General features: G+C 72.7%; 9 protein-coding genes. 3 read left to right on the top strand and 6 right to left on the bottom strand.

Translation table 11 applies throughout. From position 1 onward, the window contains the following. Window positions 1–60: 60 nt before the first annotated feature. From AC5WRL_RS19900 to AC5WRL_RS19890, 3 genes are all read right to left on the bottom strand, one after another. The gene (locus AC5WRL_RS19900) at window positions 61–1,185 is read right to left on the bottom strand and encodes a C40 family peptidase (RefSeq protein ID WP_496089961.1); all 1,125 of its coding nucleotides are present in this window, start codon (window positions 1,183–1,185) and stop codon (window positions 61–63) included. Between the two features lie 76 nt (window positions 1,186–1,261). Beyond that, window positions 1,262–1,537: a DUF8847 domain-containing protein gene (locus AC5WRL_RS19895; protein ID WP_496089960.1), complete on the bottom strand. Its 276-nt coding sequence runs from the start codon at window positions 1,535–1,537 to the stop codon at window positions 1,262–1,264. Between the two features lie 32 nt (window positions 1,538–1,569). Next, window positions 1,570–2,124, bottom strand: coding sequence for a CHAP domain-containing protein (locus AC5WRL_RS19890; protein WP_496089959.1), 555 nt, complete (start codon window positions 2,122–2,124; stop codon window positions 1,570–1,572). A gap of 278 nt (window positions 2,125–2,402) precedes the next feature. On the opposite strand from AC5WRL_RS19890, the gene AC5WRL_RS19885 reads away from it, so the two are divergent. After that, a complete protein-coding gene (locus AC5WRL_RS19885) occupies window positions 2,403–3,704 on the top strand; it encodes a YeeE/YedE family protein (RefSeq protein WP_496089958.1) in 1,302 nt (433 codons plus the stop codon). A gap of 72 nt (window positions 3,705–3,776) precedes the next feature. Here the strand turns inward: AC5WRL_RS19885 and AC5WRL_RS19880 are convergent, their stop codons facing one another. Then, window positions 3,777–4,502 (bottom strand): TetR/AcrR family transcriptional regulator, encoded by a 726-nt coding sequence (locus AC5WRL_RS19880; protein ID WP_496089957.1) that lies wholly within the window; start codon window positions 4,500–4,502, stop codon window positions 3,777–3,779. Window positions 4,503–4,704: 202 nt separating this feature from the next. Here AC5WRL_RS19880 and AC5WRL_RS19875 point away from each other — a divergent pair, with 202 nt between their 5' ends. After that, window positions 4,705–5,778 (top strand): glycoside hydrolase family 5 protein, encoded by a 1,074-nt coding sequence (locus AC5WRL_RS19875; RefSeq protein WP_496089956.1) that lies wholly within the window; start codon window positions 4,705–4,707, stop codon window positions 5,776–5,778. Window positions 5,779–5,796: 18 nt separating this feature from the next. Here AC5WRL_RS19875 and AC5WRL_RS19870 read toward each other — a convergent pair whose 3' ends face one another. After that, complete coding sequence (locus AC5WRL_RS19870) at window positions 5,797–6,984, bottom strand: site-2 protease family protein (protein ID WP_496089955.1); 1,188 nt, start codon at window positions 6,982–6,984, stop codon at window positions 5,797–5,799. Window positions 6,985–7,077: 93 nt separating this feature from the next. Here AC5WRL_RS19870 and polX point away from each other — a divergent pair, with 93 nt between their 5' ends. Further along, window positions 7,078–8,808: a DNA polymerase/3'-5' exonuclease PolX gene (polX, locus tag AC5WRL_RS19865; protein ID WP_496089954.1), complete on the top strand. Its 1,731-nt coding sequence runs from the start codon at window positions 7,078–7,080 to the stop codon at window positions 8,806–8,808. 261 nt (window positions 8,809–9,069) lie between these two features. Here polX and AC5WRL_RS19860 read toward each other — a convergent pair whose 3' ends face one another. Beyond that, complete coding sequence (locus AC5WRL_RS19860) at window positions 9,070–10,422, bottom strand: phosphoribosyltransferase family protein (protein ID WP_496089953.1); 1,353 nt, start codon at window positions 10,420–10,422, stop codon at window positions 9,070–9,072. Window positions 10,423–10,831: the final 409 nt, after the last annotated feature.

Here is a 10,831-nt window from a genome sequence, read left to right as displayed (position 1 = left end):
TAGGTCCTCTCTTCGGATCCTGATCCGCGAAGATCCAAAAGAGCCGGCCCAGACACCCCGTCACCGGAAGTCGTAGCCGCTGTCCTCACCCTCGCCCGCCCACTCCGGCAACGGCGGGGGCGTCCATGACGACAGCGGCTCGGACTCCGGATCCGGGCGCACCGCCCCCAGCGGCGGATTCGCCGCCAGCGGCGAAACCTTGACCGTCGCCCCCGGCCGCGGCGCGTGGATCACCATGCCGTCCCCCGCGTACAGGCCCACATGGGTGGCGTCCTCGAAGTACACCACCAGATCCCCCGGGCGCAGCGCGTCCAGCGGCACCCGCGCCAACCGCTCCCACTGCTGCTGCGAGGTGCGCGGAATCTCCCGCCCCGCCCCCACCGACCAGGCCCGCATCGTCAGCCCCGAACAGTCGAAGCTGTCCGGGCCCTCCGCGCCCCACTCGTACGGCTTGCCCAACTGCGCGATCGCATGGCCCAGCGCCCGCTCCCCCTCGGCCGACGGCGCCCGGCCCAGATCCGTGCCCAGCGTCCCGTCCGCAAGCAGCCGCTCCTGCGCCCGTACCGTCTCACTGCGCTCCAGCGCCGACAACTGCGCCAGCTCATCGCCCGAGAGCCCCACCAGCAGCGCCTCCACCTCATCGAGCCGCTCCGTCACCGCGTCCCGCTGCCGCTCCCGCTCCCGGATCAGCGCCTGCTGGGCGTCCAGCGCCGCCCGCGCCTCACCCGCCAGCTCGCCCTCGTGCCGCTCCCCGCTCTCCAGCCGCTCCAGCACCGCCGCCGCCTGATCCGCCGCCCGCGCCAGCGCCGCCGCCCCGGCCAGCTCGCGCTCCGGGTCGGCACCCAGCAGCAGCCGCAGCGGTGCCGGGAGAATCAGCCCGCCGCCCCGGTACTGCTCGCGGGCCAGCGCCCCGATGGCCTCATGGGTGGCGGCCAGCTCGGTACGGGTGTCGGCCAGCCCGTGGGACAGCTCCGAGACCCGGTCTCGCTGTTCGAGCAGCCGCTGCTCGGTCTCGTTGTACGCCTCGGTGGCGGCGCCGGCCCGCTCGTACAGGGTGCGCAGCTCCGCCAGCAGCGAACCGACGCTCGGCGGACCCGCGTCCACCGGCTCGGCGCGCGCGACCGGCGCGGCCAGCGTGAGGACCGCGAGCACCAGGGACGACAACGGCCGGGGCCTGAGAATCATGGCTCGATCATCGGGCGCCTGGCCCGGCCCGGCCCGCCGGACGGGTGCGGGAGAGTGACGGGACGGTGACGGTGGGTCAGTCCGCCGTGCCGCGCCGCCGCCAGGGCCAGCGCGGACCGCCGGCCGGCCGGCCCGCCGGGTCGTACACATACCGCCAGCCGCGCGGCACCCGCAGCCGCTTGGTGTACCCGGCGGCCTCCAGCCGGTACACATGCGTCACCGTCGGGCCGCCGTCCGGGTCCGGCACCGGCACCTCGTACGTCTTCGGCGGCTTGCCGGTGGGCCCCAGCAGCACGGGCAGGGTGCGGCCGTCCAGGGGCCCACCGACGAACGCGGTCTCCTCGCTCTTCACACCGGCCAGTCTCCCAGCCGGCCGGCCCCCGGTCAGAACCGCAGATAGCGGGTGGGCTCGGAGAGCGGGATGGTACGGACGTTCAGCCGGTTCGGCTGCTGGTTGTTGAAGGGGCCGCGCCAGTTGTACTCGTGCACCTCGACCGTGCCGTCCCCGTGCACCGCCGTCACATAGGCGACATGCCCCAGGGCCCCCGCCCCGGCATGATGCGCCGACCACTGCGCCACATCGCCCACCCGGGGGGCATCGGTGGTACGCGGCGCGGTCCAGGCCCGGGCATCGCCCAGGAAGTCCGGCGAGGCGCGGTGCGAACGCCCGTCCGAACGTATCGCCCAGGCCGCGAACGAGGCGCACGAGGCCCGGTAGTAGCCGTGCCCGTCCGCGTCACGGGGATCATGACCGCGCCACGGATAGCGGAACGAGTCGACGGCGGGGCCGGCGCTCGCCGGAGCGGACGCCGCGGCGGAGGCGGCCATCGCGGTGGTGGCGGGGAGCGCGGAGACGCCGCCGGTGGCGAGCGCCGTGACCGCGAGAAGGGCCAACGCTGTGCGGCGCGGGCGCCGAGGGAGCTTGTGGGACGTGTGCATGGAGGGTGACCAGCTCCTTTCCCGGGCGGGTGATGACCGTCACCACCCCTTCCCCTGAGCGGGCGCCGAAGCCTACCCTCGTTCATATGTCCGCACCCGCCCGCAAACTGCGCCTTGCGCTGTTCGCGACCTCGGCCTGGTGCGTTGACGACGGCCTCTGTCGCCACTGACGCGCCCCCACCCCCCGGTGCGCCCTCCCACCGCTCCCTTCACACCCCCCGCTCCCCTTGCGTGCGCCCCGTACCGCGCACAGAGCACGTACGACCCGGAGAACCACTGTGACCACCGCCCCGGCCGCGCCCCAATCCGGACCACGGACCCGCCCCCGCCTCCCCACCGCCACCTGGCTGACCCCCGGCCCCACCTCCCTGCCCACACCGCCCGCGCCCCCGGCCCCACCGGTGCGCCGCGCCCCGCTCGCCGCCTTCGGCGTCATCGGCGCCGCGCTCACCGCGTACGTCTGGTCCGAACACGGCGCCAAGCAGGGCGTCCTGCTGCTGCTCGGCCTGGGCCTCGGCTTCGCGCTGTTCCACTCCCGGTTCGGCTTCACCTCCGCCTGGCGCCAGCTGGTCGCCGTCGGCAACGGCGCCGGGCTGCGCGCCCACGCCCTGCTGCTGGGCACCACCGCCACCCTGTTCGCGGTGATCATCGGCACCGGCACCGGACTCTTCGGCACCACCCCCGCACCGTCCGCCGGAAAGATCGGCCTCGGGCTGCTGATCGGCTCCTTCGTCTTCGCCATCGGCATGCAGCTCGGCGGCGCCTGCGCCTCCGGCACCCTGTTCGCCGTCGGCTCGGGCCAGTCCTCGATCCTGCTCACCCTCGGAGGCTTCATCGCCGGCTCCACCCTCGCCGCCTGGCAGTTCGACCTGTGGAGCGACCTGCCCGCGTACGACGCGGTGCTGCTCTCCGACCACGTCGGCTGGCTCGGCTCGTGGGCCATCACCATCGCCGCGCTCGGCGGCATCGTGGCGCTCACCCGGTACGTCCAGGCCCGCCGCAACCCGCCGCCGGCCGGCGTGGTGCCCACCGCCAAGGGCGCCGCGCGGGCGCTGCGCGGCTCGTGGCCGCTGGTGGCCGGCGCCCTGGTGCTGGCCGTACTGGGCGCCGGGGTGCTGCTGGTCTCCGGCGGTGCCTGGGGCATCACCAGCGCCTTCGCCCTGTGGGGCTCCAAGATCGTCGGCGCGCTGGGCGGCTCCCCGGAGAACTGGAGCTTCTGGCAGCAGACGAACAACCAGGCGATGTTCGAGGGGGCGGTGCTCGCCGACAAGAACAGCCTCACCGACATCGGCATCATGATCGGCGCCGGCCTCGCGGCGGCGCTCGGCGGCACCTGGGCGCTGCACCGCGGCATCGCCGGCCGCACGGCGCTGGCGGCGGTGCTCGGCGGCATCCTGATGGGCATCGGCGCCCGGCTGGCCGGCGGCTGCAACATCGGCGCGTACCTGGCGGGCATCGCCTCCGGCAGCCTGCACGGCTGGATCTGGGGCGCGGTCGCGCTGCTGGGCACCTGGGCCGGGCTGCGGCTGCGCCCGCTGTTCGGGCTCGCCAACCCCAGGCCGAAGGACAGCGTCTGCTGACCCGGACCCGGACCCGGACCCGGACGGTGGCGGCGGCCGGACGGGCCGCCGCCACCGGTCGTCCGCCCGCGGCTACGACGCGCTGGGCGTCAGCACCCCGAACGTCCGCTCGATGAGCCCGTCGATCTGGCCACCCGGCGGCTCAAGCGACGCGGCCCCGCGCAGAATCCCCGCCGTCTGCTCGTCCCGCCCCGCCGTCACCACCAGCTGCGCCACGAACTGATCCATCAGCCAGTCCCGCAACTCGCCCAGCTCCGGCGCCTTCTCCTCATCCAGCCAGATCAGCGAGGCCGCCTCCACCGTCGTGATCCAGGTGCGCACCACCAGCAGCAGCCGCGGCCCCGGCTCGCTCACCCGCATATGCGCGAGCAACTGCCGGGCGGCGGCGCGCCGTACCCGGTCCACGATGGCGGTGGTGTTGGTGGTCTGCACCACGCTGCCGCCCTTGAGCAGCGCCACAAACCCCTCGTCGTGCTGGTCGACGAACGCGAGATAGCGGTCGAGCCCGCGCCCGAGCCGCTGGCTGAGCGGCCCTTCCTGGGGGACCGCGAAGCAGCCCTCCAGCTGGTCGGCGGCGCTGCGCAGGGCGGCCTCGTACAACTGCTGTTTGCCGCCGGGGAAGTAGCGGTACACCAGCGGCCGGGACACCCCGGCCTCGCGGGCGACGTCGTCCAGCGAGACCTCCTCGGGGACGGCACGGGCGAACAGCCGCTGGGCGCTGGCGATCAGCTGTGCATGACGCTCCTCGACGCTGAGTCTGCGATAGGCCGGTCCGGTGAGGGCGGGGCGGCTGTTCATGAACTGAAGGGTAGTCCGCTGAGCGGCGGTTACGGGCCCGGTCGGGATCTTCCGTACGGGGCCGCCGGCTCTTTCCCTTGACAGGCGGGGGGAGCGGTGGCCTGATGAGGCATCAGCTTGGAAGCGCTCCCATGGCTGACCGTACGACCTTCTCTCCACCCCACTGGGAGTCCTACGGGACGGTACTCCGCAGGAGAATCACATGCGCGACACCATCCGCGACACCATCCGCACCGGCATCCGCACCAGAACGGGCCCGCGCGCCCGGATCACCGCCCTGCTCGCCGCCGCCCTCACCGCGGCGCTCGCCCTGACCCTCACCCCGGCCGGCCCGGCCGCCGCCGGCCAGGACCCCGCGCCCGCGACCGCCGCCGCCACCGGACTGCGGGTCAGCAACGGCCGGCTGGTCGAGGCGAACGGCAGCGACTTCGTGATGCGCGGCGTGAACCACGCCCACACCTGGTACCCCGGCCAGACCCAATCCCTCGCCCACATCAAGGCGCTGGGCGCCAACACCGTGCGCGTCGTGCTCTCCAGCGGCGACCGCTGGAGCCGCAACGACGCCTCCGACGTGGCGAACATCGTCGGCCAGTGCAAGGCCAACCGGCTCATCTGCGTACTGGAGGTGCACGACACCACCGGCTACGGGGAACAGGGCGGCGCCATCACCCTGGACCGGGCCGCCGACTACTGGATCAGCATCCGCTCCGCGCTCACCGGCCAGGAGAACCACATCGTCGTCAACATCGGCAACGAGCCGTACGGCAACAACAACTACACCGCGTGGACCAACGACACCCGCGCCGCCATCCAGAAGCTGCGCAACGCCGGATTCGAGCACGCCCTCATGGTCGACGCGCCCAACTGGGGCCAGGACTGGGCGAATGTGATGCGCACCAACGCACAGTCCGTCTTCGACGCCGACCCGCGGCGCAACACCGTCTTCTCCATCCACATGTACGGCGTCTACCCGAACGACGCCACCGTGCGCGGCTACCTCACCCACTTCGTCAACGCCCGGCTGCCCATCGTGGTCGGAGAGTTCGGCCACGACCACTCGGACGGCAACCCCGACGAGGACGCCATCATGTCCATCGCCCAGCAGTACGGCATCGGCTACCTGGGCTGGTCCTGGAGCGGCAACAGCGGGGGAGTGGAATACCTGGACATGGTCAGCAACTTCAACCCCAACGCGCTCACCAGCTGGGGCCGCCGGATCTTCCAGGGCGCCAACGGCATAGCGCAGACCTCACGAGCGGCGACGATCTACAACTGAGCAAGCCTGGCAGCCCGGTCACTGCCCCTCCCCGGGCCCCTGCCCCCACCCCCCGGGCGACGGATGCTGCTGCTGCGACGTGAGCATGCGCACCATGCGGCTCACATCGGACGGCGACAGAATCCCCACCAGCACCCCGTCGTCGATCACCAGGATCCGCCGCCCGGGGCCGCTCTCCAGCCGGGGCAGCACATCGGAAATCGGGCTGTCCGGCGCCTCCACCCGCGACTCCGCGAGCGGCTGCATGATGTCCCCCATCGTGGTGGAGTCCCGGCCGTCCCGGGGCACCTGCCCCGCCTGATCGAGCGTGACCAGGCCCACCGGCCGCCCGGGGCCGCCCTCCGGCACCACCTCCACCACCGGAAACGCCGAGTGGTGCGAGCGCAGCAGCACGTCCGACAGAAACTCCCCCACGCTCATCCCGGCCGGTACGGTCACCGGCTCGCGCGACATGGTCTGCCGTACCGACACCCCCGCCAGCACCTCCCGCAGCCGCGCCTGCCGGCCCTCGGCCGACGCCGCCATCACCAGGAACCAGCCGATCAGCATCAGCCACAGCCCGCCGAACGCCACCCGCCACAGGAAGGTGACCAGACCCGCGGCGACCAGCAGCCAGCCGAAGATCTGCCCGGCGCGGGCGGCGCCCTCCGTGGCCTTGAGCCGGTCACCGCCGCGCCACCACAGAAAGGCCCGCAGCAGCCGCCCGCCGTCCAGCGGGGCGGCCGGCACGGCGTTGAAGACGGCCAGCAGGATGTTGATCGCCGCCAGCCACACCACGCCCTCCACCACGGGCCCGGACGCGGACACGGCGTGCAGCAGCCAGGCCAGCAGGCTGAACACCCCGCCCAGAATCAGGCTCACCAGCGGCCCGACCCCGGCGATCCGCAACTCGGCGCTGGGATCGGGCGCCTCCGTACGGATCCGGGTGGCCCCGCCCAGCAGCCACAGCACGATGTCGTCGACGGCGACCCCGTTCCGCCGGGCCACCACCGCGTGCGCCAGCTCGTGCGCGAGCAGCGAGGCGAAGAAGATCACGGCGGTGATCAGGCCGATCGCGGTGTACAGCGCCCACGAATGGCCCGGGTGGGTCTGCGGCAGCCGGCCGGCCGCCAGCCCGAACGCGATCAGGGCGAAGATCAGCACCACACTCCAGTGCACCCCGACCCTGATCCCGAAGATTCGCCCCAGGGGGAAAGTCGCCCGCACGGTCTGCCTCCTTCCGGCCCTGCCGCGGCCTTGGCAAAGAGTCCGCCGGGTACCCGCCCTGCGGAATCCCATTCCTCTCCCTAAACTGGAGCGGTGGCCCGGCCCAATGAGGAGGTCGAGGCGCTGCTGAACGAGTACGCCGACCTCCTCGCCATCACCGGCGGAGACGCGTTCAAGGCACGCGCCTACGAAAAGGCGGCACGCGCCGTCGGGGGCTACCACACCGACATCTCCCGGCTGGACGAGAAGGGCCTGCGAGAGATCCCGAACGTCGGAAAATCGATCGCGGAAAAGGTGTCGGAATATCTCCGCACCGGCCACATGAAAACGGTCGACGAACGCCGCGCCACCATCCCCGGCGGCGTGCGCGAGCTGATCACCATCCCCACGCTGGGGCCGAAGAAGGCGATGCTGCTGTACGAGGAGCTGGGCATCTCCTCGATCGACGCGCTGGTCAAGGCCATCGAGCAGGACCGGCTGCGGGACCTCAAGGGCTTCGGCAAGAAGACCGGGGAGAACATCCTGCACGGCGTGGAACTCATGCAGCAGGCCGGGGACCGCATCCTGCTCAGCGCGGCGACGGACATCGCGGAGGAGACGGTGACGGCCCTGCGCGAGGCCACCGGCTGCGACCCGGAACGGTGCGTGTACGCGGGCTCGCTGCGCCGGATGCGGGAAACCATCGGCGACATCGACATCCTGGTCGCCTCCGACGCACCCGCCTCGGTGATGCAGGCGTTCATCGACCTGCCGCACACCGCCGAAGTGATCGCACACGGCGAAAAGAAGACCTCGGTCCGTACGAACAAGGGCCTGCAACTCGACCTGCGGGTCCTGCCCCCCGACTCCTGGGGCGCGGGACTGCAATACTTCACCGGCTCGCAGGCCCACAACATCAGAACCCGGGAAATCGCGGTCCGCAAGGGCCTGAAACTCTCGGAGTACGGCCTGTTCCACGCGAAAACCGGAAAGCGCCAGGTATCACGCACCGAAGAGGAAATCTACGCCCGGCTGGACCTCCCCTGGATACCGCCCACCCTGCGCGAGGACCGGGGCGAGGTGGCGGCCGGGCTGCGCGGCGAACTCCCCGACCTGGTCACCGAGGCGGACCTGCGCGGCGATCTGCACACCCACACCGATCTGACGGACGGGCTGTCCTCGCTGACGGACATGGTCGCCACGGCGGCGGCGCGCGGGTACACGTACTACGCGGTGACGGACCACGCGCCGAAGCTGTACATGCAGCGGATGACGGACGAGAAGATCCTCAAGCAGCGCGAGGAGCTGCGGGCGCTGTCCGCGCGCCACCGGAAGCTCCGGCTGCTGCACGGCACCGAACTCAACATCGGGCCGGACGGCGAAGTGGACTGGCCGGGCGCGTTCCTGGCGGGCTTCGATCTGTGTGTGGCCTCGATCCACTCGCACTTCACCCTGGACCGCGACGCGCAGACCCGCCGGCTGATCCGGGCCTGCGAGAACCCGTACGTCAACATCATCGGCCACCCCACGACCCGCCAGATCGGCCGCCGCCCACCCATCGACGCCGACCTGGACGCGGTCTTCGCGGCCTGCGCCCGCACCGGCACGGCCCTGGAGGTGAACTCGCACCCCCACCGCCTGGACCTGAACGACGAACACATCCTGCGGGCCAAGCACTACGGAGCCCGCTTCGCCATCGACAGCGACGCCCACTCCACCACCCACCTCTCCCACACCCGCTACGGGGTGGGCACGGCCCAGCGCGGCTGGCTGACCGCCGAGGACGTGATCAACACCTGGCCGTGGCAACGGCTGAAGCACTTCCTGGAGAGGGGGCGGGGATGAGGCCGGGGGTTACTGCGGCGGGGGTCAGTTGGTTGGGGGCGGGCGTGGCGCGCGGCAGCCCTGGCCGCACACCGGATGTGATTCCGCGTGTTTCGCGGGGGAAACCGCCTTTCACGGCGGAAGTCTCGCTGCTCCGGTGGTGGCCGGGAGTCCCGGTCCCGACCTGACGCGGGCCGCTTGCACTTGCGCTGCCGCCGCCCAGGACCCCCGCCGACGTCAGTCGGGACGGCGGCAGGCGGCGGAAGGAGTACGTTCGGGCATTCAGGCGGCCTCCGCCGCCCCGCCTGCCCCGTCCGCCCCGTCCGCCGTCCGGCCGGCCGCTCCGTCGGGGAGATGGGTCAGGAACCAGTCCCTGGCGAGTTCGGCGACTTCTGACAGGGCGCCCGGTTCTTCGAAGAGGTGGGTGGCGCCCGGGACCACCGTCAGCCGGGTTTCGCCGTGCAACTGTTCCTGTGCCCGGCGGTTGAGTTCGATGACCGTCTCGTCCCGTCCGCCGACGATCAGCAGGGTGGGCGCGGTGACCTCCGCCAGCCGGGGGCCGGCCAGGTCCGGTCTGCCGCCCCGGGACACCACCGCCGCCACGGGCCCCTCGCCCTCGCCCGCGGCGCTCTGGCCGAGTTCAGCCGCCGCCCACAGGGCCGCCGCCGCACCCGTACTCGCCCCGAAGTAGCCGATGGGCAGCTCCGGGTGCCGCTCCCGCAGCCAGCGGGTGGCCTCCCGCAGCCGACCGGCGAGGAGCCGGGTGTCGAAGACGTTCGCCCGGTCGGACTCCTCATCGCCCGTCAGCAGATCGAACAACAGGGTGCCGAGCCCGGCCTGCCGCATGGCCTCGGCGACAAAACGGTTGCGCGGGCTGAGCCGGCTGCTGCCGCTGCCGTGGACGAACATCACCACCCCGCCGGCACCCACCGGCACCAGCAGTTGACCCTTCAACGTGCGCTGTTCGCCGTCGCGGTCCACCACCGGGATGCCGGCGGGCTCCGGCCGGGCGTGCTGCAAGCACGCGATGACCTCCTGGTCAGCCGTGGGAGCGAAGTCCTGGTAGAACTGCCCGACCGAAGCGAACTCCAGCGGGGTCTGCGGGCAGATCAGCTCGTCGGCGTCCCGGCCCACCCGGCTCGCCCAGTCGGCCGGTGCCACCGGCACCGCGAGCACCACCCGTGCCGCCCCGCGCTCCCGCGCCGAGCGGCAGGCGGCCCGGGCGGTGGCCCCGGTGGCCATGCCGTCGTCCACGACCACGGCGGTCCGCCCGCGCAGCGATACCCGTGGCTGTCCGCCCCGGTAGCTGTGGGCCCGCCGCTCCAGCTCGGTGCGCTCCGTACGTTCCACATCCGCCAGCTCGCGATCGGTGATGTGCGCGCCCCGGATGACCTCGTCGTTGATGACCCGGGCCCCGTCCTCGCCGATGGCACCCATGGCGAGCTCCGGCTGGAACGGCACGCCCAGCTTGCGGACCACCCCGACGTCCAGCGGAGCCCACAGCTCCTTGGCGACCTCGGCGGCGACCGGGACTCCGCCCCGGGACAGGCCGAGGACGACCACATCCTGCTCCCGCAAATGCGCCACGGCGGCGGCGAGCCGCCGCCCGGCGTCCAGCCGGTCCACGAACGTCATGGCTCTGTCCTCCTCACACCCTCCCCTTCCATGGCACCACCCCCGTCCCCACTCCGCACACCCCACGCCGGCGCACGAGCCCGCCCCGCACCCCCGGCAGGCGGACGGCGGTCCTCCGCGCTCGCCTGACGGGTGCGGCCGTCGGTTCCGGGGTCCGGCCGTCATGCGCTGCCGGCCGGCAGAAGCCGGTCCGATGGGTTGCCCACTGTTCGGCCGTCGTGCGCCGCGTGATCGGGTCCCGACACGGCTGCGTCCGCCCGGCACGAGTGGGGGGCCTCCGTCCGCGCGCCCACGCAGGGTCGCCCCGGACCGCCACCCCCACCCCCACCCCCACCCCGCCCGGATGGGTCAGTTGCGGCGGCGGGGTGGGGGCGGGGCGTTGAGACTGGGCGGGGGGTTTGTCACAGAA

This window comes from Streptomyces sp. NTD107, assembly GCF_059510435.1.
This window is presented reverse-complemented; position numbering and strand designations above follow the sequence as displayed.